The sequence below is a fragment of the Paenibacillus pseudetheri genome (genome assembly GCF_924513355.1).
Classification (GTDB): domain Bacteria; phylum Bacillota; class Bacilli; order Paenibacillales; family Paenibacillaceae; genus Paenibacillus_AQ; species Paenibacillus_AQ pseudetheri.
The window spans coordinates 42,907-67,862 of the sequence record NZ_CAKMAB010000006.1; the positions used below are offsets into that span (position 1 = coordinate 42,907).

Sequence of the window (24,956 nt, forward strand, 5' to 3'; positions counted from 1 at the left end):
GATCATCTTCCGATGTTATAGATTCGGAGCAATGAGCCAAAATCGAAATAATCGAAACCGGTTTCGATTATTTTCGAAAAAAAATGATCTTCCAAATCAATTGAAAGAGCATTTATAATCATGAGTCGATTATAGCTCCATCTCACAACATAAGATGTGCCAAATACCACTCTCTCACCTCATAGAAAAAAATTGAAAGCTGTAATGTCCTTTACTTTAGCAGCACTCTTTTCAGTTCGTCAAGATTTATCCTGATTTTAATATCGACTAACTTCCGCTAATCGGAGGTGCACAGGATTCCCGTTCAACCACTTCCACCGGAACTAAAATCGCTTCCTTATCTATCACTTTGCCTTCAATTGACGATAAAAGAATGTCCGCCGCTTGGCTTCCAAGAAGTTCCGTGTCCTGACGCACCGTTGTCAATGCAGGCGAAACATACTCGGCAAGATCGATGTCATCGTAACCCATAACTGAAATATCCATCGGTACGGAAAGTCCACTATCTTTAGCAGCCATAATAGCCCCTAAGGCTAGTAAGTCACCCGAAGCAAAGACGGCGGTTGGACGTTCAGGGAGCTTAAGAAGCTCCAGCATCGCGTTATAGCCGCTTTCCCGAGAATAAAAGGCTCCGTTTACAACATAGGACTTGGGCACTTTAAACCTTCGCTGCTTCATGGCGGTCTTATAACCTAGCTCCCGCATTTTACCTGGGAATGTATTCATGCCTCCGGATATATGAGCAATCTTGCGATGCCCCAAAGAAGCTAGATACTCCACCGCCAGCTGTGCCCCAGCTGTATTATCGGAGCATACTGTATGCGTCTCAGAAGTCTCAAAATCCACAATAACCGTAGGGATATCACTCTCAAGTAGCTCACGGAAATACGGATCCTCATAATCGGACAAGAAGACAACAACGCCGTCTACGCCACGAATCCTGCAATTCTCTAAATAACCGCTTTGCTTACCGCCGACATCCTTGGAGATAAACATGAGGGCATACCCTTTTTCCACGGCAACCTTCTTAAAGCTCTCGATCACAGCGCTGAAAAAAGGATGGCGAATACCAAATCCCGTATTCTCTACGAACAGTACACCGATGGTCCACGATTTCTTAGTGGTCAATGTACGGGCATGTGAATTCGGCAAATATCCCATTTCTTGGGCAACCCGGAATATTTCCTGACGAGTTTTCTCACGTACATCGGAATAATTATTAAACGCCTTAGAAACCGTTGTTGGAGAGTAACCGGTTCTTTTGGCAATATCGTATATCGTTGTCAATTCGGCTCGCTCCTTGCCCTGACATATGAAATGCCTTTTGTTCACTGCAATTTTAACGTCTTTCCGTACCGCCGTCCAGCGAAAAGTAACTTTGTACAGAGGGGAGTAATGTGACAGCCTGAATCAATAGCCCTAGGCTCATGTAGATCAGATGTATAATTGCAACACTATTTAGCATGAATGTCTGCACCGTTATCCAAATGATTTGCCCAAACCCGATATACAGAGATAAAGCCCAGAAGCTATATAATTTTTTAAAAGGATTTAATCGTTCTACCAAGTGCCACTGAGGTCTCTTGATCAGACCATAAACAACGAGGAGGGGCAATAAACCAAATACGATAAATAACAGAATACCCGGGAATAAAAAATCTGAGAATGGCGATCTTTCCAGCATAGAAGTCGGCATTTTTATTAGATCCCCGCTAGGATCTATTACAAGAGCACCACCCCCTCCTAACGCTCCAATCCCCAAAAAAATAAGAAGAATATAAAGCCATGTTACCGTACCCGGCCTTCCCTTCATTAATTCCATTTCATTACCCCATTTCCTTATAAGAATTAGAGCAATCTTATTTAGATAATGAATTTGCCCCTCTTTTTTATTTTACAAGTTTTCCCTGTGTATCACCGAGATGCATATCACAAATTTGGCTGTGTTTACGGTTTTATTACGTACGATGTGAACAGCAGCGCTTTACGGTATACTAAGTTTAGAAGCTAACCTTTCACCTGACGGATCTCATAAATAGAACCATTGAATCCCAAGTACAAACGCTTTCGACGTCCTTATAAGGGCGGTAAGCGTTTAGCGAGAAATTTAAGACATAAAGTATGGTGTGAAACTTATAGTTTCTTATATTTAAAAAACAAGGAGACAGGACATGCGTACACATGCGCTGCACCTAACATACTTATGAATGATACCGACCTTCTATTTACCAAACAGTGTGCTTATTGCCACAAACAGAAGCCGCTCTCTGAGTTTCGCAGACGTACAGGCAAACGTTCCAAAGGGCAGTCACGCCGTGGTGCCTGCCGTGAATGTCGGAAACAACGGGAAGCACTAAATATAAACCTCACAGCAAACCCCTTACTGGTGAAGCTTAATACGATCCAAACTCATCAGCAAGCTCTATTGGAACGTCCCAAAGAAGGAAAGCCACCTTCCGCCGCTGCTTCTCCTGGACAATCCAATCCGAACCGCCGCGTACGAGGTTTGGAGCAGCGAAGAAAACACCCACACTCTCAAGGCACGAAGCTAAATCCCGAGGATCCAACCCAATTGATTCCTTCTGCCAAAGGGATGATTCTGATGCGTGGTCATAGCGATAAGGGACGGCGCTGGCATCAGGAGATCGATCTAGCGCTTGCGATTACCCTAGTCAGGGAACATGCCGCTATCGTTGTAAACCGTCGAACTATTCGACGATTGTATAGTAATAAGGATTTTCGCGCTTATATACTAGCCAGAGACAATTACATCTGCTACTTCTGCGGCGCTTATGGGGACACCATTGATCATTTACTACCTCGTGCTAAAGGTGGTCATACAACCCCAGATAATTGCGTCTGCGCTTGCACGTTATGTAATCAGACTAAAGCTGATAAATCTGTTGAGGATTTTTTGGGCCGAATATAACAACTTAAACCAAAAAGCCCTAATCTCGTTGTTCTGTTTCCGTGAGCAGAACAACAAGATTAGGGTCGCTTTTTAATGTGGAGAAGTGTAGTTTATTTAGTTGCCTGTAATATTCTTAACTCGTCCTACCTGTCCGCTAGTCAATCTAACCTTAATGCCATGCGGATGCCGAGGCGAGTTCGTGAGAATATCTTTCACCGTACCGTGTGTTAGCTTGCCTGTAGGCTGATCCTGCTTAAGTACAATATCCACTTCAAGCCCAGAACGAATATCCGCTCTTACTTGTCCGTTCATAATGTAATCCCCTTTCATGGGTTATAATGTTGTCAACTACAATAGATAAGGATGAGACGTTATGGCCTTCGGCATCAATAGAGAAGAATTATCCCGGTGGAAAAAAGCGGTCTCCGCAGGAGAGATCGCCTTCTTGACTCATTATTGGCTGGATCCACGCTTTCCCGGTATCACTACCGTCACCAAGGTGGGCTGTAGTAATCTTACCACACTGAAACACTGGTGCGAGGAGAATGGATTGCCGGCCCAATATATTCATAATCGTTCATCGTTTCCCCACTTTGACCTCATTGGACCTAGGCAGGCAGAAATCCTTCGGCAAGAAGGTCAATGGGATCAGCTGGAACGTTTCAAAATGCTCTAAATACAAAATTGTGATTTGTGACGTATTAATCACTTCTTTTTGCGTAAATCCTGCATGATTTTACGGCCGGTAGGTGTCTGTGCTAAACCGCCTCCTGCAGTCTCGCGGTGTTTCTCTGGCATAGCTGAACCTACCTCGAGCATGACCTTGATAACTTCATCTGAAGGAATCACACTACGAACACCAGCCAGTGCCATATCTGCGGCGGCAAGTGCGGTAACTGCACCGAATCCGTTTCTAACAATACAAGGAATCTCTACAAGTCCTCCGACCGGATCACAAATCAGGCCTAAAGTGTTCTTAAGTGCTAGCCCGACAGCATGCACTGCTTGTGCAGGCGTTCCACCGCGTAGCTCGGTTAACGCGCCTGCCGCCATCCCAATGGCTGAACCTACCTCAGCTTGACAGCCGCCTTCCGCGCCCGATACAAATGAATTATTGGCGATGACATAACCGATGGCCCCGGCTGCAAACAATCCGGATACCATGTAGTCATCGTCCCAGCCAAACCGTTCCTGACAGCTGAGAAATACACCCGGAATAATCCCGCATGAACCAGCAGTAGGCGTCGCAATGATCCGGCCCATAGAAGCATTCACTTCGGATACAGCCAGCGCGTAAGCCATAGCTTGACCTGCAGGTCCACCTAGGCATGGCTCATCAGCCGCGTTATATGCTCCTACACGCTGGGCATCCATGCCTGTAAGGCCGCTGCGCGAAGTTGTATCTTCATGCATCCCGCGATGAACAGCCTCTTTCATCACGCCGTAATATTCACGCATCGTGGAAAATTCATGATCACTGGAACGTCCAGATTCCGCGCTTTGCTCTTCGAGCATAAGTGCTCCAATCGTGAGACCGCGTTCCTCACACAATACAGCCAGCTCGCTAAGTGTTTGAAAATTCATGTTAAACTTTCCTTCCCCTTCTCATCTTGCTTACCTTCGTTTAAATTAACCAACTTCACGGATTTCACAGCAGTGAGCGCTTTAAGCGCTTCAATAAGCTCCGGTGTAGCCGCTTCATCCAGCTCCAGCACCGTTAAGGCTGCACCACTACGATTCTTACGATCCAGAGACATATGCCCTATATTAAACTGTCCGTTACGCATCACTTCCGTAACACTTGCCAGAACACCTAAATAATCCATATGATTAATCAGAACCGTCGGATAGATCCCCGTAAGCTTCACTCCAAAACCGTCGATATCAACAATCTCGATGTTCCCGCCACCAATAGATGTCCCTGTTAGCGTCAGTTCGCTTCCTGTTTTTTGTCCGATGAGATGTAGCTTAACGGTGTTCGGATGTGGGAACAGACCTGTTCCTTGCTTAAAAGAAACTTCCATCCCGGCTTCGACCGCCAGTTCTAGGGAATCTGGAAGCCGATGATCGTCAGTAGTGAAATCAAGTAACCCTCCAACAATCGCTCGATCTGTGCCATGTCCCTGATAAGTTGCTGCAAAAGAACCGAAAAACGTTACTTCAGCCACACGCGGTACTTCACCCAGCACCTGCCTTGCAGCCCTTCCGATCCGTGCTGCCCCAGCGGTATGTGAGCTTGAAGGACCGACCATTGCCGGACCAATAATTGAAAATACATCCTTAAAACGCATAAAAGACCTCCTGCCTGCAAAAATAGGCAATTATCATACTCCTATATAGTATACTGCACTAGCAGCCGTTAGTTCACCGTAACTTTTGCTGTGATATACATATACCTAATATTGCGTACTTCAGAGGGAGGGAGGGTGGTATTTCTATTTTGTCCTGAGTATCATAAGATATCCTGAGAATACCTTGTTCATTAGTTCCAATAACCATCAGTTGGCACTTGGCAATACCGGCTGTGCGGAGATTCTCAAGACAAAATCATACTTATTCCCTCGCTTGTATAGAATGGCATAAAGAATAGAGCTCGCTCCGTGAAAGCTTTTCCAGCTCCAGCAACGCTTCATAAGGATCACCCTTTAATCCCAAAACTTTTGCAAAGGCAGGCTCTGTCTTCCATCCACTTGTTTTTAAAAGAATGATCCGTTCGCGAAAATCATCATCCATCTGAGCTAAAATTTCAGCTTCAACGATCATATGCAAATAACCATTCTGGAGCTCCGTTCGCCTCGGCTGTCCAAACAGTTCTATAGGCCAGCCCTTTGCCATAAAGTTAATTTTCGTTCGAGGAATGCCTTGAACCACTCGTGATTCGCTAACAAAACCCTCCATAGCTCCAAAAAATCGAACAACTAGCGACTTAAACTTCACAGGATCATAAACCTCACAAATGATATCTAAATCGCTGTCCTCCACTTGAATTCCAAGCGGTATTGTCCCAACTAACAAAGGGTTATAGTCCGTTAGCAAATTCATAATCTCCAGCTCTGTAAGAAGGTTATAGACCTCTTTCTGAACCGCGGTTCCATGAATCAAATAATTGACATTTCGCCAATCATTCATTCTCAAATCCCCCTTCTAAGTGGTTATACGCATAGGTATGTCTCGAAGACAGCGCACGCTTTTCTGGGCGCATGCATAGAAATATACGGAAGATAGAAAGCAAGGAGGTTATTCAAAAAAAATGAATCCTATCTCCCCCTATTACGGGGAACGAACAGTATGTAAGGAGCAGCCCATTGCTTTTCCTCCACAGCATCAAGATCGCCAGCCAGGTCTGGAGAGTCTGATGAATCCTCGTCCGATCAGTGAAAATCCGGAGATAACCGGTAGTGGAAAGCTAAAGGGAAAAGTGGCTCTCATCACCGGAGGCGACAGCGGAATTGGTAAAGCGGCGGCCATTGCTTTTGCAAAAGAAGGTGCAGATGTTGCTATAGCTTATTTATACGAAGCTTCGGATGCAGAAGTCACTCAGCAGCGGATTCAAGAATTAGGTCAGCGTTGTTTAAGAATCGAAGTTGATCTACGCCATAAAGAAAACTGCTTCAAAGCTGTGGATCATACGGTTCGCACCTTTGGCAAGCTGGACATTCTGGTCAACAATCACGGTGTCCAATATCCACAAAAAAGCATTTTAAATATCACAGAAGAGCAGCTGTACCAGACGTTTCAGACGAATATTTTCCCATTCTTCTACTTAACTCAAGCTGCACTTCCACATCTTAAAAAAGGTGCATCCATCATTAATACCGCTTCCATTACTGCCTATCAAGGAAATAAAGAGCTCATAGATTATTCCTCCACCAAAGGAGCTGTGGTCTCTTTTACCCGCTCTTTAGCCTTATCGCTTGTAGACTCTGGTGTCCGCGTCAACAGTGTCGCTCCCGGCCCAGTTTGGACCCCTCTAATTCCCTCAAGCTACTCTGCAGAGGAAGTTAGTGTCTTTGGTACAGATACCCCTTTTAAACGAGCCGCACAGCCTTACGAGCTAGCAGGAGCATATCTCTATTTAGCGGGCCCTGATTCTTCATATGTTACGGGGACATGTATCCATGTCAACGGTGGAGATATGGTCACAAGCTAATGCATAATACTCAACGAGAGGAATGTATACCTATGAATAAGATGCCCGATTATGATATTCCTTCTGTACGTTTAACAAGTGGCATGTATGCCTTAACAAAATTAGCCTGCGCAGGGCTAACGTACGTCCTTATCTCCTTACTTATGCTTGGGTTTCCACAACATAACGGCGTACCTGAGGGTTGGCCTCTTTCGATCCCCTATGCAATTTATGCTTATGGACTGCCAGCCGCACTAGTAGCCGATGTTCTGCTGCGCCTCCTGCGTTCCACATCCCACATCGTTTCCCTGGTTGTATACGTAGCCGCAGGTTTCGGTGCAGGTCTATGGCTAGCAGCAGAACAAGGTGCAGAGCTACTGCTATGGGGTCTGGCAGGAATTTTGGGACTGTTGCTGCTGCGTGTGACGCAGCTGGGTGTGGAACGCTCCCCTCTGTTACTTCCAGTATTTGCACTATTTCTGCCGCTGCTCTGCTTACTGCTGTTATAAGCTACACTCAGAGGGCTTCTATGATATCACCGGCAATGATAGCCGCTGGATTATTCCGCTGAAGGGCGGCTCTCTCCCCTGCTAATCCGTGTAAATATACACCAAAAGCTGCTGCCTGCGCCTCATTCAGTCCCTGAGCCAGCAGGCTGGAAATGATGCCCGTTAACACATCACCGGCTCCACCAGTGCCCATGCCGGGATGGCCTGTGGTGTTTACATAAGCTTGCCCTTCAGGCGTTGCTATAACCGTATGTGCTCCTTTTAATACGAGCGTAACCCCATGCTCTTTCGCATATCCCATAGCCAGACTGATGCGGTCCCGTTGCACCTCAGCTGTTGTTATCCTAGCAAGACGGGCCATCTCACCTGGATGAGGCGTCAGAATCACCGGATGGCGTCTACTTGCCCAGCTCTTGTAATCAGCGTCAGCTAATACATTTAAAGCATCCGCATCGATCACCAGAGGACAATCCGTCCCTTCCCAGAGATTGCGAAGCCATTCTGTATCGGCCTCGAACCGACCAAGACCAGGACCAACGGCAAGAACATCTCGCTCTTTACTTAGCTTCAGTAGCTCTGAAACGCTCCCTGCTCGCCAGGTTCCATCTTCATTGCTGCCAACATCGGCCAGCATCAGCTCAGGGGCAGAACCGATGATAGAGGGCAGCAGCTTCTGAGGAAGCGCCCATGTCACTAATCCGCAACCTGCCCGGAGCGCAGCACGGGCAGAGAGCAGTCCGGCACCGCTCATTCTTAAGGTGCCGGCAGCAAGAAGGACATGCCCATAAGTACCCTTATGGCCATCAGGCGAACGCCGGCGGGCCAGATCTACGCCCAAATGGGCATGCAGCACTTCCGGTGTCAGCAGGTGAACCTGCACACCAATGTTAGTGGCCAGAGAAGCCGGAATGCCGATGGCCCGGACCTTCACATGCCCCGCTGCGCCTGCACCGGGGTATTGCAGGAGGCCTCGCTTGAGAAACGCGAGGCAAACCGTCACCGACGCATGAATGCAAGGCTCATGCGTCTCACCCGTGTCCGCGTTCAGACCACTCGGGATGTCCGCGGACACGATCACTTTGCCGCTGCTATTCGCTGCGGCAATCAGCTCCGCATAGGCGCCGCGCGGGGCTCCCGCGGCGCCGGTGCCGAGCAGCGCATCCAAGATGCCGCTGCACTCGGCAAGGTCCACCCGGTCCCTGCCGTATACCACGGCAGGAAGGCCCATGGCTGCAGCCGCATCGCGCTGCAGGGCGGCCTCGCCGGAGAGCGACTCCGGCGGCACAGCATAAACGAGCGTGACGGCGATGCCAGTCTCGCGAAGATACCGTGCGGCGGCGAGGCCATCGCCGCCGTTGTTGCCTTTGCCGACGAGGATGAACCATCGCTCGGCGGCGGCATTGTCCAGGGTCAGCGCATGATCTGCGCTGACCTGAAATGCCGCGCCAGCCAGCGCGGCATCTTTCCCGGCGTCTTCCCATCCGGCTGCACTTCTGCAGCCCTCTCCACCTCTCCGCCGGCATAGCGCAACGATCTCCTCTGCGATCACTCTTCCCGCATTCTCCATCAGCGCAATAGCTGGAATCCCCAGCCGCTGGATCGTTTCTCCGTCCAGCCGCCGCATTTGCTCAGCAGTTACCAGATACATGATTCGGCCCCTTTCCGCTACACTTCAATCCACAACTAGCTTGATATCAATAAGCTACAGTAAATCTTGTCCGGCTAAAATTCCCTTCCTCCAGCTCGTCCACCATAGCAACAGCAAAATCCTCTACACTGATTATACTTTCGCCATTCTCATCAAAAACGAGACGGTCGAGTCCAATGCGGAATTGGCCTGTACGTCGGCCTGAATGAACTACCGCAGCAGGACTGGCATACGTATAATCCAGTTCTGTGTTTTTGTAAATTTCATAAGCTTCCGCATGAGCCTCTGCCAATGGTCTAATCTCAGCTGGGAAGTCTGCCGTATCCATCAACAGCTCTCCAGTTTCAGTCTTCAAACTACCTGCACCACCCACAACTAGCAGTCGATTGAGCCCAGCTTCTTGCATTCCCTCTACAATTGCCTTAGCTGCTGTTATCAGATCCTTCTCTTGGCCGAGTACTGGACCATATGCACTGATTACCTCTTCATGTCCACGGACCGCAGCTGCAACTGAAGCAGGATCTAGAACATCTACAGTCGTGATATGCAGACGTTCATGTTCAAGGGTTATTGATTCTGGATTCCGTACCGCAGCTGTTACCTCATGTTTTCTTTTTAAAGCCTCCTGTATAATCGCCTTTCCAATCGTTCCTGATGCACCCAATACTACAACATCCATCTGTTTTTTCCTCACTTTTTCCGGGTAAGGCCAGCGTACGACCTTCCTACTTATTTATATTTTTCAATACTCGTCTCAATAGCCTTTCCCTTACAACCTTTAAACATTATTTATCCCCTGAGGTTCATTTGAAATCAAATCGCATACGTTAACTTCCAAACGAAAAACCCCTTCACCAATACAAGGGGCACTCTCCTAAGCAGCATGTCCTCACATTAAGGGCGTAAAAACATTCCCTGAGAACGTGGCATGACCGGTTCAAAGCCATATTGTGCATACAATTTAGAGGCTTCCCCATCCCCGATTAGACTGACATAAGCCTTGTCCGGTACAGTATGAAGGAATTTCCTGATGCCGCAGAAATAGAACGAGGCAGCCCTATCGCAGCCCCTTCCACGCTCATTGCACTCAGTCCAGCCTCTTCTCTCAGCGCTAAATACTGTTCCACTGAAGGACATTCATGACGTATATCCAGCTTTCCTGTTGTCCCCAAACCGATCGCCCCCTAGCTTTATACGATATACCAAGCTTAACACCGTTCAGCATTGCTGTTCCAACTATATACGACTCTATGGTACACAGGCAAGACTCGCCACCGATGATTATTCACATGGTTTGAAACTTTAATTATATTCTTGAATCCTATTACTCACTGTGTGGAATAGTATTTATAACAATACTCTAAAAGGGATGGTGAAGCATTATGTCTCCTGTAGCCAAGCTGTTCAAATGGGGAACATGCCTGTATGAAGCCTTTCTGGCTCTGCCGTTGATCGGTGGTCTATTTATCATCGTTAATGGTTGGGTCCCACTTGCCATTGCCTTTTTGCTACACGCAGTAGCCATCGTTATATTGCAAAGAGAGCGGAAGCCCATCGTCGGAAACGTTCTAGGCATTATCACCTCGATTTTAGCATTCATCCCTATCGTAGGCTGGATTATGCATGGCGTCACTGCGCTCATACTGCTGATGGAAGGTATGTCCGCTTCACGCCGCCAAACCCCTCGTTATTAATATGCCAATAGCGATTATGGATCGTTAGCAAGCCAAATGTGCAAAAAAACTGCGTTTAGAGTCTTCTGAGTCCGATCGGTGCTTCGTATCAAAAAACAGAGGAGTTGCCCCAGCAGGGATTTCAAGGCCGCTGAGGCAACTCCATAATTTTTATCCATAAAGATAATAGATCCCTTTATGATTGCCCGAGATTGTATCAACGTCCTGCCGATTGGGAATCGGCCCGCCGGGTTCCACTCTCATTAATGTAACGCCCATTTGCGTTGCCATTGCCATTCTCAAAACGTTTGCGTTCCGTACGCTCCATCTGAACAATCTGACCTTCATGCACCACGATGTGCAAGGAGCCAAATTCCATATCATCCAGAAGCCCTGCAATCCGCGTAAGCCATAAATCATCCACTTTCAGCGGTTTAGCCATTCTCTAGCCTCCCTTTCCCCATTCCAAAGGATTATATCCGCCTAATTTTCACAATTCCGTTATTACCAACCAGTATACTATGAATTAACTTAGCACGGAACCAAAAGTACTGTCAATGAACATTTTTTCGCGATAACCAGCTTTTAATAATCATCGTCACCAAGGCCAACAACAGGAGCAGTGATGCTACTGCAAAAGAGGCTGAAAATTGATATTCATTGTACAAAATCTCAACGTGCAGCGGCAGTGTATTTGTCTCCCCACGTATATGTCCGGACACCACTGAGACTGCCCCGAACTCGCCCATGGCCCGCGCATTACACAAAATAATGCCGTATAATAAACCCCATTTAATATTGGGGAGCGTGACTCTGAAAAAGATTTGCCACCCATGTGCTCCGAGGGTAATCGCTGCCTCTTCCTCCTGTGTCCCTTGATCCTCCATCAGTGGAATTAACTCACGCGCCACAAAAGGAAATGTCACAAACAGTGTGGCCAACACGATGCCTGGAAGCGCAAATACGATCTTGATATCATGGGCGCTCAGCCAAGGGCCAAACCAACCGTTGGCGCCGAAGACGAGCACAAAGATCAGACCGCCGATGACAGGCGATACTGCAAAGGGGAGATCAATCAAGGTAATGAGAAACCCTTTGCCGCGAAAACGAAACTTGGTTACTGCCCATGCAGCCGCTACGCCAAAAAAAGTATTCAGTGGAACAGTGATCGCTGCAACAAGCAACGTCAGCCGCAGCGCGGAACGGGCATCTGGATCGGTCAGAGCAGCTATATATACGTCCCAGCCCTTTTTCAGCGCCTCTGTTAGCACAACAATCAAAGGCAAAGCAATCAGCCAAAAAAGGACTAGTCCGGCAGCTCCGATCAACACCCATTTTACAACCTTGGTTTCCGTTGTCGCTGGCGAGGACGTATTCTTCTGTAGCCGGGGGGCTTGGAGTGGGATGGTGCCTGCCACAAGTTATTCCTCCTTTAAAGGGTTTTACGAAAGCATGATTAGCTTCTTAAAAATGCCGAATTTCGGTAGATGTGAAGCATCTTAGAGAAATCTTGGTTTTCCGATCGTTTGCTGTCTCGGAAATTATTGAAACAAGATTACTGGCAATGGGTCACTTTCAAGGAATATTGGACTTCCGATCGCTGTTATCCTCAGATTTCCTGATTTGAACCGCTGTCACGGTAGAAATCCGAGGATAAAGGCGAACGCTAGCGCTTCTACAGTTCCAATATTCCTCCCCGTTCCTTTCTTACCAGTTATCTGGTTCAAAACTTCGAGATCGCTATCGCTCCTCCAACACCCAGATTACTCTTCGAGTACTTTATCTAACGGAGGATTCTGCATTTTACGGAAGCAAGTATGCTTCGTAAAATAAAGTCGTCATTTACCTGTTAGGGTATAGCTTCGCTAAGAATCGCTCAGCAAAACAAAACTTCCAAATTAAATACTTGCAATATAGAGAGTCAATACCTAAAGACCTACCGAGAAGTCTTACGAACCCAACGCTGAAGCGTATTAATGACTAACAGCATTAAGAAGGAAATGAGAAGCAGAAGCAACGCAACAGCGGTAGCACCAGCGTAATCATACTGCTCCAGTTTGGACATAATAAGCAAAGGAGCAATCTCCGTTCTCATCGGCATATTACCGGAGATGAACACGACAGAGCCGAATTCGCCAATACCACGGGCAAATGCCAAAGCAAAGCCTGTTAACAACGGCGGGAACAGCTCGGGCAGTACTACAGAACGAAAGGTTCTCCAGCGGCCTGCACCGAGGGTTGCCGAGGCTTCCTCCATATCTCGGTCCAAATCCTCCAGCACCGGCTGTACCGTTCGCACGACGAATGGTATCCCGATGAACATTAAGGCGAGGGTAATACCAAGTGGAGTAAATGCCACCTTTAATCCTAGTGGCTCAAGCCACGCCCCGATCCAGCCATTTGTGGCATAAAGAGCCGTCAAGGAAACACCAGCTACAGCTGTCGGTAAAGCAAACGGAAGATCGATCAGCGCATCAAATATTCTTTTGCCCGGAAATTCGTAACGTACTAGTACCCACGCCAGCAAGAGACCTAGAATAGCATCCACAAAAGCAGCGGCCGCTGCCGTAGACAGACTGACACGATACGAAGCCAATACACGCGGATCGGTAGCTACATCCCAGAATTTCGCCCAGCTCAACCCAGTAGAATTGAACAACAGCGCTGAAAGTGGCAAGAGTACCACGAGACTCAGGTAAAGTACGCTGTACCCCATCGTTATCCCAAAACCGGGTAGTATCTTTCGCCGCGTTGTCGCCGATACAGCTGTAGTCGTTGCGGTGACATTCATCCCCTATTCATCCTTTCTCGCCTTCGGCAGGTTAGCCGATCAGCCCCTTACTAGGGACAAATCTCTTTAACAAAAGTAAAATTTTCGTTTAGTTAATCTGTTATTTAGCACCCGGCACATAGATCTTGTCAAAAATCCCGCCATCGTTAAAATGCTTCTCTTGCGTTTCTTTCCAGGTTCCGAATTTATCAGCCAATGTGAAGAGCTTTATTTCTGGGAACTTATCTTTATATTGTTCTTTCACGCTTTCTAGCGTTGGACGGTAGTAGTTCTCAGCCGCGATTTTTTGTCCTTCCTCCGTATAGAGATATTTCAAGTAAGCCTCGGAAACTTCACGCGTATTTCTTTTATCCACAACCTTATCTACTATCGCTACCGGCGGTTCAGCCAGGATGCTCTCAGATGGATTTACGATATCGAATTTATCTGGACCAAGCTCTTCTACAGAAAGATAAGCTTCATTCTCCCATGCAATCAGTACATCGCCAATTCCACGTTCTACAAAAGTGGTCGTCGAGCCCCTCGCACCCGTATCCAGCACCGGAACATGTTTGAACAATTCTTTTACAAATTCCTCAGCCTTAGCTTCATCGTTATTGTTGTGGTCTAGCGCGTAACCCCACGCCGCCAAGTAGTTCCAACGTGCGCCACCTGATGTTTTCGGATTCGGTGTAATCACTTCTACGCCCTCTTTGAGCAAATCCGGCCAATCTTTAATTCCCTTTGGATTTCCTTTGCGTACTAAGAATACGATCGTCGAGGTGTACGGTGAACTGTTATGATCAAATTTACTTTGCCAGCCTTCATTAATAAGACCCTTTTCCTGCAAGGCATCAATATCATAACCAAGGGCCAGTGTGACTACATCCGCTTCCAGACCATCAAGCACAGCACGGCTTTGTTTACCTGATCCACCGTGAGATTGCTTAATCGTGACCTTTTGTCCCGTTTCTTTTTCCCAGTACGCTGCAAAAGCCTTATTATAGTTCTCATATAGCTCACGAGTAGGATCATAGGATACGTTGAGCAGTTCCACCGGATCTTTCGATGGCGCTTTTGTAGCTTCAGCAGCATTTGTAGCCTCCGCTGTGTTGGTTGTTGCTGGTGTGTCCGTTGCCGGACTAGCACTATTTCCGCTATTGTTATTGCCGCCGCAAGCAGCAGTAAGTCCTGCCGTCAGCAACAAGGTAAATCCTACAAGAAGTCCTTTGTTCATTGTTCTCTTCATCATTTCCACTCCCCCATGTTTTTTCTTGCCATCATTTCTTTCTTTAAATATAAGAAAGTCTTACCACCCTTATTAGGACGCCGAGGCGTTTAAGCCTGCGGTAATAAAAAAGACGGAGAAAAGCCTACGTATGGCAAGTCAAACCGGTCCTATGACACGTGTCTGCGAGCCTAATGTAGGCGTTCCTCCGTCTGTACGGTAAGAACTTTCTTCAATTATTCCTATCTACTTAGTTGGTTATATGGATATAATACTGAAACCCTTTAACCGTGTCAAACCTTTTTTTCCAGCCAATGACAAAGGAATCTTTCAAATCCCACGCTATACAGGCCATGGTGTGGGTTCCTGTAAGATCCACTTGTTATTGATGCTATAAAGTAATATTATTGCTACAGCTTATGGTCTGGAAAAATTACCGCTTAATGTCGGGAGTGAGAATCATGGGTATGGATTTAGAGTACGTTCCTGCGCCGATAAGACCACGGCTTCGTAGGAGAATGACTCAAGAAATTAGTCGAAGGATTAGGGGAACTTACCGTTATGATACAACGGTCTGGAGGACAGCGATCGCTGGTCTTTGGATCGTTTGCTTTTTGGCCTTTACCACTGCCGTATTAGGTATACCCACTGGATTAGGGGTGCCAACAGATATTGCACTTGCTGCAGGTACGAGTACCATTCTGCTGGCCATTGCCAGCAATATCATTGCTGTACTGATCGCGTTGACCGGACTGCGCATCCCACGACTATTCGCAGGCTGTGTATTGAGCGATGTTGGAGCGATTCTACTAATCTTATATTACGCAGATTTTGAGATTGAAGCTGCGGCTCTCATTGCTGTTCTACTATCAGTATTAGGTGCATTGGGCGGATTAGCCATCGGTCTGCTGCGCAGCAAAAGAATAACCATGGGACTTCTGCTTACCATTACGGTGACTTTTTCCCAACTTGCTCTGGCAAACGGAGTGCAGGAAATACCTACTTTGGACCCCATTGATATCAGTGATTCCGATGTGATTCCATTGACGGCCGCAAGTCCATCACAACCTGGCAATCAAGCCTATCAGACCTTCACTTATGCCAGCGGTAAGGATCTGCATCGGACCGAATACGGCAAGGATACAAATGTGATCTCTTCTACAGTAGATGCTTCAGCTTATATTAAGGATTGGTCAAAACTCCGCACTTTATTCTGGGGATTCGATTATAATGCACTTCCACTGAACGGCCGAGTATGGATGCCTGAGGGCGAAGGTCCCTATCCGGTAGTTCTGATGGTGCACGGAAATCATATGATGGAAGATTACTCTGACGGAGGGTACGCTTATCTCGGTGAACTCTTGGCCAGCCGGGGGTTTATCGCAATTTCCCTGGATGAGAATTTCCTGAACTATTCTGCTTGGTCCGGTATTCCGGACAATGATTTTAAAGTACGGACCTGGATCATTCTGAAACACCTGGAACAGCTAGCAGCTTTCTCGGATGAACCAGACAATCCTTTTTATCAAAAAATAAATTTCACAAAAACCGCCCTGCTCGGCCATAGCCGTGGAGGACAAGCGGTTGCTATGGCAGCAGACGCCGAACGTTGGTTCAAAAATGATCCCGTTATGAAGGCAGTAGATCGTTTTAATATAGCCTCTATAATTGCCCTTGCCCCTACGGACAAAACGATAGACGATCAGCAAGCCCGTCTCAAGGATGTCAACTATTTGACTCTGCAAGGGGCTCGTGATGGGGATGTACATGATTTCTATGGTGATCGGCAGTATATACGTACTTCCTATTCTCAAGGCTCCTCTGCTTTCAAAAGCTCGCTGTATATTGCGGACGCCAATCACAGTCAATTCAACAGCGATTGGGGCGCGTATGATCAGACATTACCTGCTGGCCTCTTTTTAAATCGAGCGCAAATTATGGAAGCAGACAAGCAGCGGCGAATCGCTAAAGTGTATGTGTCAGCTTTTCTGGAGACCACTTTGCATGGAAAAGACGAATACCAGAGCTTGTTCCGGGATTACCGCAGTGGACTGAAATGGTTACCGGAGACCACTTACTACAATCGATTCCAGGATGGGGGATATCGGCCAGTAGCCACATTTGACGAGGACCACAACAAGAATACCGTTAATCTCGGAACAGCAGAAGCATCCGGATTATCCTGGTCGGAAGAGCTCGCGAAGGATCGTGAATCGAAGAGCAAAGCCACATATGGTGTCGTTCTTGAACGCACAGCCAAAAAAGACGAAGAAGCTTATTACAACATTAAGCTTAAAGACAGTGTTGTTACTGAAATGGCCCTTTCAGACGCAGATGGCCTTACATTTTCCTTAGCAAACCTCAATGGTGATATCAAAGATGAACTAAGTATTCCGCTACCTCCCAATGTAGAGGTTGAGTTAACCGACAAAAATGATACCTCAGCACGCTTGCCGCTAAGTGAGGTAATGGATATTCTTCCACTGCCGCAAACTCAGTTCACATTATTCCCATGGCTTGAAGAACGGATTAATGATGGGAAGTACGGTGATCTGTCCGAAGCTGTATTTCAAACCTATGAGATGCCGTTCGAACAGTTTCAAGAGGAAGAACCTGAGCTAGAGCCTGAGAACCTGACGGAAATCACCTTCTACCTTGAAGCCGAGGGAGATAAAATCATGCTAGATGACATTGGCTTTTACGATCTAGGAATTCGAAATATGTTTTAAGGTAACTTGCCATTATACCATTTTAAGGCCTTCCCCTCAGCACATGTACAGCTGATTGGAAGGCCTTTTATTTGGGTGAATTCCGGGGAATAGCCCCTAATATTGAAACATACAATAACCTATTCCCAGCCTATAAGGCTTGAATACAGACCGGTGTCTTTATCTTCAGCTCGTTCCCTGTAGGAATTAATCTGCCACTGTCACTATCGATGGAGAACGAAGTAATAATATCACTATTTTGATTCGCAGCGAGCAGCTTGCCACCAATAATGGCGAAATTACGCGGAGTACGTCCGCCTGTAACCTGCCAATCTACCGCTTCAAGATGACCTGTTGAACCCTCAATATGGAACAAGGCGATACTGTCTTGTCCCCGGTTTGAGACATACAAGAATTTACCACATGGCGATACATGAATATCGGAAGCTGTATCGTCACTACCCGCATTATATTGCTCTGGAAGCGTGCTGACATGCTGTAAAATGCTGAGGTTTCCACTCTGCTCATCATTAGCAAATACCGTTACAGTACAGTTTAGTTCATTTGCCAGGTAAATCCATTGTCCTGAAGGGTGTACCGCCAGATGGCGGGGGCCTGAACCTGGTGGGAGATTAATCTCCCGATGCTTAGACAGCTTGCCTTCTTCAAGGCGATAAATCAGGATTTGATCCAGTCCCAAATCGCAAACCAGTATATGCTTACCGCTTCCATCCGGAATGACGGAGTGTGGATGCGGAGCTTCCTGACGGTCTTCCCGAATTCCTGAACCTACATGTTTCACTTGATCAGACATGACCTGAAGCGAACCATCCTTATTTACAGGAAATACGTTGGCATTGCCACCGGAATAATTAGAGACGAATATGTAATCTTGCTTAGGACTGATCGAGACATAACAAGGAGCGCCACCTTCCGTAGGACGACTTCCAAGTGGACTCAGCGCTTTAGTAACAGGATCAATAGCAAAAGCATAGACCTCGCCCTCATCCTTCTCACTAACCGCATAGAGCACGCTGCCTGTGCTGTTTACTGCTAAAAACGATGGATTCTCAATGCCCTTAGTACCCTCAAGAATCTTCATTTCCCCTGATGAAGGACTAAGTGAGCATAGTAGAATAGCTTCCTCACCTTCAGGGTTATACGTTCCCACATAAAACAATACCTCATTAGGCCGTTCCATAGTAGCGACTCCTTTGTTTGTATAAATTTTATTTATTTCTTAATTACCCTTTACTGATAGCAACTTACTCAGTATTTCATAATATTTTTTCACTATAGCATGTTTATAGTTGTAATACATTATCGAGTTCAATTTTGAGGCCTTTTCCTGACTCTCCCGGCAATAGTAAGTTTTTACATATGGTTTAAACATGATTGGCAAGGTTAATAGTAGACATCGAAAACAACAAAACGAAGGAGTTGAAGTAACATGAGTTTTTTATGGATGTTAATTGTTGGTGGGATCATTGGTTGGTTAGCGGGTCTGATTATGGGCAGAGATATTCCAGGCGGGGTAATTGGTAACATTATCGCAGGTATTATCGGTTCATGGCTCGGTGGCGTGCTTCTGGGAAGTTGGGGACCTAAAGTAAGTGATTTCTATTTCTTCCCTTCTTTGATCGGGGCCATTGTTCTGATCTTTATCGTCAGCCTTATTCTTCGCTCAACAAGTGGACGTAGCCGTTCATAAGCTTAGGCTGAACTAATATCATTGAGCTACTTATTAATTAGTAAGAAATAGCAGGTCAAGGCGGTTTAGCCTTGACCTGCTATTTCGTGTTTCCCCCTCTATACTCGGCTATACTTCAATGTTCTGCCATCGTTTTTCTGTTATAATGAAGACTCAAGAGACTTATATCATAGAGAGGTCGTGAATCATGGGTAGCATAAACCCCTCACTTCTACATATCGGCTCCACTTTAGGAGCTTTGTTCATGGCGCTGATGGTTATTTTTATTCGTCTAAAGGCTAGTGCACGCCCAGTTACCATTCGAAAAATATGGATTCCACCTCTCGGGATGTCTACCGGCTTTGCCATGTTCGTTGTACCTGAAGTTAGGTTCCCTTTGTGGTGGGCAGCGCTCGCCTTTCTGATCGGCTGGTTCATCTTCGCGTATCCTCTAATACGCAGCACAAACTTCGAACAACGGGATGGGCAAGTCTATGCTCAGCGTTCTAAGAGCTTTGCTTTCATTTTGCTGGGTCTTCTTCTTGTTCGCACCTTACTTCATGAATTTATTAATAGTTATGTTAGTATCCCTCAGTCCGGTGGATTATTCTTCATCTTGGCCTTCGGAATGATTCTTCATTGGAGATTCTTTATGTACAAACGTTATAAAGCTATGACCTCCTCGGAGGAACAGTCCCTATAGTCTTAAGTATATATTGTTATTCTAAGAAGCCATCTCAATTCATACGATTGAGATGGCTTCTTACGTGGATGAATCTTGAAGTAAAAATATTTTTCTGTGTCCGATGTTAGGTAACTTGTGGAGGGATACGTTAAAATATATGCATACCTAACAATAGAAAGCGAGGTCAAGGCAATTGAAAAGTAAATCAAGAAAAGTTGCCATCGTCGGTGCCGGGATGGTCGGTTCCAGCTGCGCCTACTCCATGGTCAATCAGGCCATTTGCGACGAGATCATGATGATCGACCGCACCTATGACCGCGCTATGGCACAAGCACTTGATCTCTCACACTGCATGGATTTCACAAGCACACGCACCAAGGTGTATGCCGGAACCCATAGCGACTGCGCAGGAATGGATGTAGTTATCCTAACCGCCGGCGCTAATCCAAAGGCAGGGCAGACAAGACTTGACGTCCTGGAAGCCTCTGCAGTCATTACTAGAGAAATTATCACCAACATTATGGCTGGGGGATTCGATGGAATATTCGTAGTCGCCGCTAATCCAGTCGATATTGTCACTTATATGGTATGGAAAATATCAGGGCTGCCTCGCCACAGAATTATTGGTACAGGAACCTCCATTGATTCCTCGCGCCTAAAGACACTACTGTCTGATGTGTTCTCCATAGATCCGCGCAGCGTTAACGGCTACGCACTTGGAGAACATGGTGAATCCCAGTTTGTAGCTTGGTCACATGTGACGATTGGCGGCAAGCCCATCCTACAAATTATGGATCAGCATCGCGAGCGGTTCCAGCATCTGGATCTGGAGGATATCTCCCGCAAGACTAAAGATGCGGGCTGGGAGATATTCACCAAAAAAGGCTCCACACATTTCGGTATTGGCAGCGCACTGGCTTACATTACTCGTTCCATTCTGAATGATGAGCATAAGATCATTGCCGTATCCGCAATTCTGGATGGAGAGTACGGGCAAAGTGGTGTATGTACCGGCGTACCGGCCATTATTGGCAACACTGGAATTCAAGAACTACTGGAGCTTAACCTAAACACCGGAGAAGCGGAGAAATTCAACACCTCCTGCAGCATTGTTCGCTCAGGCATTGAGAGTCTACACTTGGAAGACAGCATTTAATCTCCTGCAAACGAAAAAAAACGCTCTTTGGGGATCGGTAAATAACACCAATACCCTAAAGAGCGATTTTTTCATCCTTGATCTTTAACCTTTAATGCTCGGATACTGTTCAGTACAGCCAGCACGGTTACCCCAACATCTGAGAATACAGCCTCCCACATCGTGGCAATCCCAAATGCGCCGAGAATAAGAAATATAGCTTTAACGCCTAAAGCGAAAATAATATTTTGCCATACGATCGTCCGTGTACGCTTGGCAATTCCGATAGCAACAGGAATCTTCGAAGGTTCATCGGTCATAATTACAATATCTGCCGCTTCAATCGCAGCATCGGAGCCTAGTCCGCCCATTGCGATCCCAACATCTGCTCTAGCTAGTACTGGGGTATCGTTAATTCCATCACCGACAAAAATAATTTTCTCGCGATGTGACTTTTCACGATCCAGCTTCTCGATGGCCTCTACCTTATGCTGCGGCAAAAGCTCCGCGTGTACCTCATCTACACCTAACTGCTTCCCAACATCTTCAGCTACAGAAGAAGCATCGCCAGTTAACATCACCGTTTTACGGATGCCAAGCTTCTTGAGGCTCTGAATAGCCTGCTGCGAGTCCTCCTTCACTTCATCAGCAATCACCAGGTAACCCCCATACTGATGATCCACCGCGATGTGAACAACTGTACCGCTCTGCTCTGGCACCTCATAAGCTATGCCCTCTCGCTCCATCAGACGCGCGTTGCCTGCAAGTACGGTCTTGCCTTCAATCGAAACCTCAATCCCATGACCAGAGATTTCGTTGTAATTCGAGATCGCTTCCTTAGAAATCTGTTCTCCATAAGCCGTTCGAATCGATTCGGCAATTGGATGGTTCGAATGGCTCTCCGCATAAGCAGCTGTCTGCAGCAATTCATCCTTAGACTTGCCACCTGACGGATAAATTCCTGTAACCTTAAATTGCCCCTTAGTCAACGTTCCGGTCTTATCAAAGACAACTACTTTCACATCATTCAATGCTTCAAGATAGTTGCTTCCTTTAATCAGAATACCACTGCGTGAAGCTGCACCAATCCCTCCGAAGAAACCAAGTGGAATCGAGACCACAAGTGCACATGGACAGGAGATTACGAGGAATACAAGCGCCCGGTAAATCCAATCTGAGAAGGTTGCCCCGCTAATCACCAGCGGAGGAACGACAGCTAGCAAGACAGCTGTGATCACTACTATAGGTGTGTAAGCCCGTGCAAACTTAGTAATAAAGTTCTCTGTTTTGGCTTTGTTGCTTGAAGCATTCTGTACCAACTCCAGAATTTTGGATACGGCTGATTCACCAAAGGTCTGTGTGACTTGCATCGTAATAACGCCGTTCCGATTGATAAACCCACTTAATACTGTGCTCCCCGGTCCAGCCGAACGCGGTACAGATTCCCCGGTAAGTGCTGATGTATCCATCATGGCGCTTCCCTCAAGGATCGTTCCGTCCAGAGGTACCTTCTCACCCGGTTTCACAACAATCACATCACCGATCGCTACTTCCTCTGGGGAGACTCGTTTTAGATCATTTCCAAGCTTAAGGTAAGCAAATTCGGGACGGATATCCATAAGTGCAGTGATAGATCGGCGTGAGCGGTTTACTGCCAGACCTTGGAACAACTCTCCGATTTGGTAAAAGAGCATAACCGCTACGCCCTCTGGATACTCACCAATCGCAAAAGCACCGATGGTTGCAAGAGCCATCAAGAAATTCTCATCAAACACCTGACCACGGATAATGTTCTTAACCGCCTGCCAGACAACTTCACTCCCCACGATGAGATAGGCTGCTAAGAAAATCAGCAGTTCAACTACACCCTCCACCGGTAAGAATATTCCGGCAAGCGCGAGTATCCCACCGCCACCTAACCGCAGTAGAATCTTACGGGTATCGCCTTCCCCATGCTCGTGGCTGTGGCCATGGCTGTGACCATCAGCATCATCATGCTTGTGTTCGTCTACAGTCTGATGAGCGTGTTCATGGCCATGTTTGTGATCCTCTCCAAGCATATGACTACTCTTATTCTGCAGCTTGCGACTGCCCTGAGTCTTCTCTCTTACATTTACATGGGGCTCAAGTGCCTTCACCGTTTTCTTTGCTTCTACAATCGCCGATTCCTCATAACCTGCGGCGGTTTCCATCGTCATTGTCTTCGTAACAAAATTAACGGAGCAAGACGATACACCCTCGATCTTCTTCACTTTATCTTCAATTTTCCTTGCGCAATTGGCGCAATCTAAGCCTTCTAATTCCCACTGACGTTTTACTTTTCCTTGCATCGTATCCATACGGCACATCTCCTCAAATAAAAACCATATATGAGCACTTGTTCATATGTTATCTTATTGCTATTATATTCCCTTTATTTTTGAAGGTCAATACGTGATATACACCATTTTTCTCCGCCCCCATAAAAATTAAATAAATTGATCTTTTCGCGAAAATATGGTAAATAATGTATGATCGCACTCGAGATGGATTGGCAACTAAATTACACAGAAGGAAGGATGAATGTAGACCATGTCAAAGCTAGCCAAGACGTCTTCTTTTTCACAGAAACACCCTGTTTGGACCGTTGTTATTATTGAGGTACTGTTACTTTTAGCTGTATCTGCTGCCGGGACTTACGCTACAATTAAAGAGCTTTCGTATACCGCCCCTGTTCTAATCTCCTTTATCCCAATCGCGCTTGTACTGATCATCTACTTTACGGTTAAGAACAAATGGAGTGATCTTGGCTTCCGTCCTCTGAATACCATATCCTCTGGGAAGTGGATCTATTATGCGCCTCTAGCTGCCGTCCTGATCACCATATCCTTTAAAGGTTTTCGTGAGATCAGTACGTCTGAGGTACTATTCTTCATCTTCTTCACCCTACTGGTCGCATTTGTGGAAGAAAGTATTTACCGCGGATTTATTTTCAAGACTTTACTCACTAAGGGCGCTAAAACGGCCGTGATTACTTCAAGCATACTCTTCTCTATTACCCACTTACTTAATGCTTTATCCGGCACAGATATAACGCAAATCCTCCTACAGCTCGTATATTCTCTTCTGATCGGTTTTGTGCTTTCTTTATTGATGCTGAAAAATAATAATATTCTACCGCTGATATTGTTTCATTTTGTACATAATCTGATTCAGTTTGTTGGTAACGATAATACAAGCGAGTATATGGGGATCGATCTATTCATTCTTCTCGTACTCGCTGTGTATTGTCTTTGGCTGGCTCTATCCTTTAGAAAACCAAACATAACGAAGAACCTAAATCAATCAAGTTAATAAGCTGGCATATTATCGAACCCTATAGCCGCTATTGACATAAAAAAGCCCTCCTGAATCCATAGAAAATGATTAGGACACAAAATAAATAAGAAAGGGAATCCCGGCAGCCAATTCTGGCTTGGGGATTCCCTCTTTTTTCGTATAAAAAAACCACTTCACACCCAGCTATTCGTGACGGACATGCTCATGTGTCTGCAGAAAGATCTGCTCTACATGCGCATCGTTGAGCGAATAGAATACCGTCTTTCCTTCTTTACGACGCTTCACAATTCGTAAATTCCGCAAATAACGGAGCTGATGGGATATCGCAGATTGTCCCATATCAAGGATCACGGACAAATCGTGTACACATAATTCTTTCTGGGACAAAGCGTAAATGAGCCGCACTCGTGTGGGATCACCTAACGCTTTGAACATTTCTGCCATTTTATCCGTTATTTCTCGGTCAGGCAGAATCAATGCAATGGATTCCGGTTCAAGCTCCGAACCCTTGCATGTATTATCGCAATCTTCTAATGCCGTTGGCTCCATGCT

At 46.3% G+C, this 24,956-nt stretch carries 26 protein-coding genes; 10 read left to right on the forward strand and 16 right to left on the reverse strand.

Translation table 11 applies throughout. From position 1 onward, the window contains the following. Positions 1–267 precede the first annotated feature (267 nt). Both L1028_RS07205 and L1028_RS07210 read right to left on the reverse strand, forming a co-directional pair. Complete coding sequence (locus tag L1028_RS07205; protein WP_234532627.1) at positions 268–1,287, reverse strand: LacI family DNA-binding transcriptional regulator; 1,020 nt, start codon at positions 1,285–1,287, stop codon at positions 268–270. 52 nt (positions 1,288–1,339) lie between these two features. Continuing rightward, a complete protein-coding gene (locus L1028_RS07210) occupies positions 1,340–1,822 on the reverse strand; it encodes a hypothetical protein (protein ID WP_234532629.1) in 483 nt (160 codons plus the stop codon). 381 nt (positions 1,823–2,203) lie between these two features. Between L1028_RS07210 and L1028_RS07215 the strand changes: the two genes are divergently transcribed. Beyond that, positions 2,204–2,929: an HNH endonuclease gene (locus L1028_RS07215; RefSeq protein WP_234532631.1), complete on the forward strand. Its 726-nt coding sequence runs from the start codon at positions 2,204–2,206 to the stop codon at positions 2,927–2,929. Between the two features lie 96 nt (positions 2,930–3,025). On the opposite strand, the gene L1028_RS07220 is transcribed toward L1028_RS07215, so the two are convergent. Next, entirely contained in the window at positions 3,026–3,223 is a 198-nt protein-coding gene (locus L1028_RS07220) for a YwbE family protein (protein WP_234532633.1), read from the reverse strand. A 61-nt stretch (positions 3,224–3,284) separates the two neighbouring features. Between L1028_RS07220 and L1028_RS07225 the strand changes: the two genes are divergently transcribed. After that, a complete protein-coding gene (locus L1028_RS07225; RefSeq protein ID WP_234532635.1) occupies positions 3,285–3,587 on the forward strand; it encodes a hypothetical protein in 303 nt (100 codons plus the stop codon). A gap of 29 nt (positions 3,588–3,616) precedes the next feature. Here L1028_RS07225 and sdaAA read toward each other — a convergent pair whose 3' ends face one another. The 3 genes from sdaAA to L1028_RS07240 all read right to left on the reverse strand — a co-directional run bounded on the left by sdaAA (position 3,617) and on the right by L1028_RS07240 (position 6,040). Further along, positions 3,617–4,495: an L-serine ammonia-lyase, iron-sulfur-dependent, subunit alpha gene (sdaAA, locus tag L1028_RS07230; protein WP_042184434.1), complete on the reverse strand. Its 879-nt coding sequence runs from the start codon at positions 4,493–4,495 to the stop codon at positions 3,617–3,619. Continuing rightward, positions 4,492–5,202: an L-serine ammonia-lyase, iron-sulfur-dependent subunit beta gene (gene sdaAB, locus L1028_RS07235; protein WP_234532637.1), complete on the reverse strand. Its 711-nt coding sequence runs from the start codon at positions 5,200–5,202 to the stop codon at positions 4,492–4,494. The genes sdaAA and sdaAB overlap by 4 nt, the downstream gene beginning before the upstream one ends. 262 nt (positions 5,203–5,464) lie before the next feature. Beyond that, positions 5,465–6,040, reverse strand: coding sequence for a DUF4269 domain-containing protein (locus L1028_RS07240; protein ID WP_234532639.1), 576 nt, complete (start codon positions 6,038–6,040; stop codon positions 5,465–5,467). Positions 6,041–6,161: 121 nt separating this feature from the next. Here L1028_RS07240 and L1028_RS07245 point away from each other — a divergent pair, with 121 nt between their 5' ends. Together L1028_RS07245 and L1028_RS07250 are read left to right on the forward strand one after the other, a co-directional pair. Continuing rightward, positions 6,162–7,061, forward strand: a complete 900-nt coding sequence (locus L1028_RS07245; protein WP_234532641.1) for an SDR family oxidoreductase — start codon at positions 6,162–6,164, stop codon at positions 7,059–7,061. Positions 7,062–7,093: 32 nt separating this feature from the next. Continuing rightward, entirely contained in the window at positions 7,094–7,549 is a 456-nt protein-coding gene (locus L1028_RS07250) for a hypothetical protein (protein WP_234532643.1), read from the forward strand. A 7-nt stretch (positions 7,550–7,556) separates the two neighbouring features. Here the strand turns inward: L1028_RS07250 and L1028_RS07255 are convergent, their stop codons facing one another. The 3 genes from L1028_RS07255 to L1028_RS07265 form a co-directional block, all read right to left on the reverse strand. Continuing rightward, positions 7,557–9,197, reverse strand: a complete 1,641-nt coding sequence (locus L1028_RS07255) for an NAD(P)H-hydrate dehydratase (protein WP_234532644.1) — start codon at positions 9,195–9,197, stop codon at positions 7,557–7,559. A 46-nt stretch (positions 9,198–9,243) separates the two neighbouring features. Then, on the reverse strand, positions 9,244–9,876 hold the full coding sequence (locus L1028_RS07260; protein ID WP_234532888.1) for an NAD(P)-dependent oxidoreductase: 633 nt from the start codon (positions 9,874–9,876) through the stop codon (positions 9,244–9,246). Positions 9,877–10,180: 304 nt separating this feature from the next. Further along, on the reverse strand, positions 10,181–10,369 hold the full coding sequence (locus L1028_RS07265; RefSeq protein WP_234532646.1) for a hypothetical protein: 189 nt from the start codon (positions 10,367–10,369) through the stop codon (positions 10,181–10,183). Between the two features lie 210 nt (positions 10,370–10,579). Here L1028_RS07265 and L1028_RS07270 point away from each other — a divergent pair, with 210 nt between their 5' ends. Further along, positions 10,580–10,891 carry a hypothetical protein gene (locus L1028_RS07270; protein ID WP_234532648.1) on the forward strand — a complete coding sequence of 104 codons (312 nt, stop codon included), beginning with the start codon at positions 10,580–10,582 and terminating at the stop codon, positions 10,889–10,891. Between the two features lie 196 nt (positions 10,892–11,087). On the opposite strand, the gene L1028_RS07275 is transcribed toward L1028_RS07270, so the two are convergent. The 4 genes from L1028_RS07275 to L1028_RS07290 form a co-directional block, all read right to left on the reverse strand. After that, complete coding sequence (locus L1028_RS07275) at positions 11,088–11,312, reverse strand: YezD family protein (protein WP_042184406.1); 225 nt, start codon at positions 11,310–11,312, stop codon at positions 11,088–11,090. Positions 11,313–11,424: 112 nt separating this feature from the next. Continuing rightward, positions 11,425–12,288, reverse strand: coding sequence for a sulfate ABC transporter permease subunit CysW (cysW, locus tag L1028_RS07280; protein ID WP_234532650.1), 864 nt, complete (start codon positions 12,286–12,288; stop codon positions 11,425–11,427). Between the two features lie 518 nt (positions 12,289–12,806). Further along, positions 12,807–13,661: a sulfate ABC transporter permease subunit CysT gene (gene cysT, locus L1028_RS07285; RefSeq protein WP_076285184.1), complete on the reverse strand. Its 855-nt coding sequence runs from the start codon at positions 13,659–13,661 to the stop codon at positions 12,807–12,809. Between the two features lie 100 nt (positions 13,662–13,761). Next, positions 13,762–14,889: a sulfate ABC transporter substrate-binding protein gene (locus L1028_RS07290; protein WP_234532891.1), complete on the reverse strand. Its 1,128-nt coding sequence runs from the start codon at positions 14,887–14,889 to the stop codon at positions 13,762–13,764. A 440-nt stretch (positions 14,890–15,329) separates the two neighbouring features. Here L1028_RS07290 and L1028_RS07295 point away from each other — a divergent pair, with 440 nt between their 5' ends. Then, complete coding sequence (locus L1028_RS07295) at positions 15,330–17,597, forward strand: alpha/beta hydrolase family protein (protein WP_234532652.1); 2,268 nt, start codon at positions 15,330–15,332, stop codon at positions 17,595–17,597. A gap of 130 nt (positions 17,598–17,727) precedes the next feature. Here L1028_RS07295 and L1028_RS07300 read toward each other — a convergent pair whose 3' ends face one another. After that, on the reverse strand, positions 17,728–18,777 hold the full coding sequence (locus tag L1028_RS07300; RefSeq protein ID WP_234532654.1) for a lactonase family protein: 1,050 nt from the start codon (positions 18,775–18,777) through the stop codon (positions 17,728–17,730). A 249-nt stretch (positions 18,778–19,026) separates the two neighbouring features. Between L1028_RS07300 and L1028_RS07305 the strand changes: the two genes are divergently transcribed. The 3 genes from L1028_RS07305 (at position 19,027) to L1028_RS07315 (ending at position 21,107) form a co-directional block, all read left to right on the forward strand. Then, positions 19,027–19,287 (forward strand): GlsB/YeaQ/YmgE family stress response membrane protein, encoded by a 261-nt coding sequence (locus L1028_RS07305; protein ID WP_234532655.1) that lies wholly within the window; start codon positions 19,027–19,029, stop codon positions 19,285–19,287. A gap of 187 nt (positions 19,288–19,474) precedes the next feature. Then, positions 19,475–19,969, forward strand: coding sequence for a CcdC family protein (locus L1028_RS07310; protein WP_234532656.1), 495 nt, complete (start codon positions 19,475–19,477; stop codon positions 19,967–19,969). 175 nt (positions 19,970–20,144) lie between these two features. Continuing rightward, complete coding sequence (locus L1028_RS07315) at positions 20,145–21,107, forward strand: L-lactate dehydrogenase (RefSeq protein ID WP_234532657.1); 963 nt, start codon at positions 20,145–20,147, stop codon at positions 21,105–21,107. Positions 21,108–21,178: 71 nt separating this feature from the next. On the opposite strand, the gene L1028_RS07320 is transcribed toward L1028_RS07315, so the two are convergent. Further along, positions 21,179–23,425: a heavy metal translocating P-type ATPase gene (locus L1028_RS07320; RefSeq protein WP_234532658.1), complete on the reverse strand. Its 2,247-nt coding sequence runs from the start codon at positions 23,423–23,425 to the stop codon at positions 21,179–21,181. A 232-nt stretch (positions 23,426–23,657) separates the two neighbouring features. Here L1028_RS07320 and L1028_RS07325 point away from each other — a divergent pair, with 232 nt between their 5' ends. Beyond that, positions 23,658–24,419, forward strand: a complete 762-nt coding sequence (locus tag L1028_RS07325; RefSeq protein ID WP_234532659.1) for a CPBP family intramembrane glutamic endopeptidase — start codon at positions 23,658–23,660, stop codon at positions 24,417–24,419. Positions 24,420–24,587: 168 nt separating this feature from the next. On the opposite strand, the gene L1028_RS07330 is transcribed toward L1028_RS07325, so the two are convergent. Next, positions 24,588–24,953 carry an ArsR/SmtB family transcription factor gene (locus L1028_RS07330; RefSeq protein WP_042184384.1) on the reverse strand — a complete coding sequence of 122 codons (366 nt, stop codon included), beginning with the start codon at positions 24,951–24,953 and terminating at the stop codon, positions 24,588–24,590. Between the last annotated feature and the right edge of the window lie 3 nt (positions 24,954–24,956).

Coding starts and splice junctions, on each gene's coding strand:
- L1028_RS07270 (WP_234532648.1), top strand. CDS start 10,580: ATGTCTCCTGTAGCCAAGCTGTTCAAATGGGGAACATGCCTGTATGAA.
- L1028_RS07240 (WP_234532639.1), bottom strand. CDS start 6,040: ATGAATGATTGGCGAAATGTCAATTATTTGATTCATGGAACCGCGGTT.
- sdaAB (WP_234532637.1), bottom strand. CDS start 5,202: ATGCGTTTTAAGGATGTATTTTCAATTATTGGTCCGGCAATGGTCGGT.
- L1028_RS07310 (WP_234532656.1), top strand. CDS start 19,475: ATGGGTAGCATAAACCCCTCACTTCTACATATCGGCTCCACTTTAGGA.
- L1028_RS07245 (WP_234532641.1), top strand. CDS start 6,162: ATGAATCCTATCTCCCCCTATTACGGGGAACGAACAGTATGTAAGGAG.
- L1028_RS07225 (WP_234532635.1), top strand. CDS start 3,285: ATGGCCTTCGGCATCAATAGAGAAGAATTATCCCGGTGGAAAAAAGCG.
- L1028_RS07300 (WP_234532654.1), bottom strand. CDS start 18,777: ATGGAACGGCCTAATGAGGTATTGTTTTATGTGGGAACGTATAACCCT.
- cysT (WP_076285184.1), bottom strand. CDS start 13,661: ATGAATGTCACCGCAACGACTACAGCTGTATCGGCGACAACGCGGCGA.
- L1028_RS07220 (WP_234532633.1), bottom strand. CDS start 3,223: ATGAACGGACAAGTAAGAGCGGATATTCGTTCTGGGCTTGAAGTGGAT.
- L1028_RS07215 (WP_234532631.1), top strand. CDS start 2,204: ATGAATGATACCGACCTTCTATTTACCAAACAGTGTGCTTATTGCCAC.
- L1028_RS07295 (WP_234532652.1), top strand. CDS start 15,330: ATGGGTATGGATTTAGAGTACGTTCCTGCGCCGATAAGACCACGGCTT.
- L1028_RS07275 (WP_042184406.1), bottom strand. CDS start 11,312: ATGGCTAAACCGCTGAAAGTGGATGATTTATGGCTTACGCGGATTGCA.
- L1028_RS07290 (WP_234532891.1), bottom strand. CDS start 14,889: ATGAAGAGAACAATGAACAAAGGACTTCTTGTAGGATTTACCTTGTTG.
- L1028_RS07260 (WP_234532888.1), bottom strand. CDS start 9,876: ATGGATGTTGTAGTATTGGGTGCATCAGGAACGATTGGAAAGGCGATT.
- L1028_RS07210 (WP_234532629.1), bottom strand. CDS start 1,822: ATGGAATTAATGAAGGGAAGGCCGGGTACGGTAACATGGCTTTATATT.
- L1028_RS07250 (WP_234532643.1), top strand. CDS start 7,094: ATGAATAAGATGCCCGATTATGATATTCCTTCTGTACGTTTAACAAGT.
- L1028_RS07325 (WP_234532659.1), top strand. CDS start 23,658: ATGTCAAAGCTAGCCAAGACGTCTTCTTTTTCACAGAAACACCCTGTT.
- L1028_RS07255 (WP_234532644.1), bottom strand. CDS start 9,197: ATGTATCTGGTAACTGCTGAGCAAATGCGGCGGCTGGACGGAGAAACG.
- L1028_RS07320 (WP_234532658.1), bottom strand. CDS start 23,425: ATGGATACGATGCAAGGAAAAGTAAAACGTCAGTGGGAATTAGAAGGC.
- sdaAA (WP_042184434.1), bottom strand. CDS start 4,495: ATGAATTTTCAAACACTTAGCGAGCTGGCTGTATTGTGTGAGGAACGC.
- L1028_RS07305 (WP_234532655.1), top strand. CDS start 19,027: ATGAGTTTTTTATGGATGTTAATTGTTGGTGGGATCATTGGTTGGTTA.
- L1028_RS07330 (WP_042184384.1), bottom strand. CDS start 24,953: ATGGAGCCAACGGCATTAGAAGATTGCGATAATACATGCAAGGGTTCG.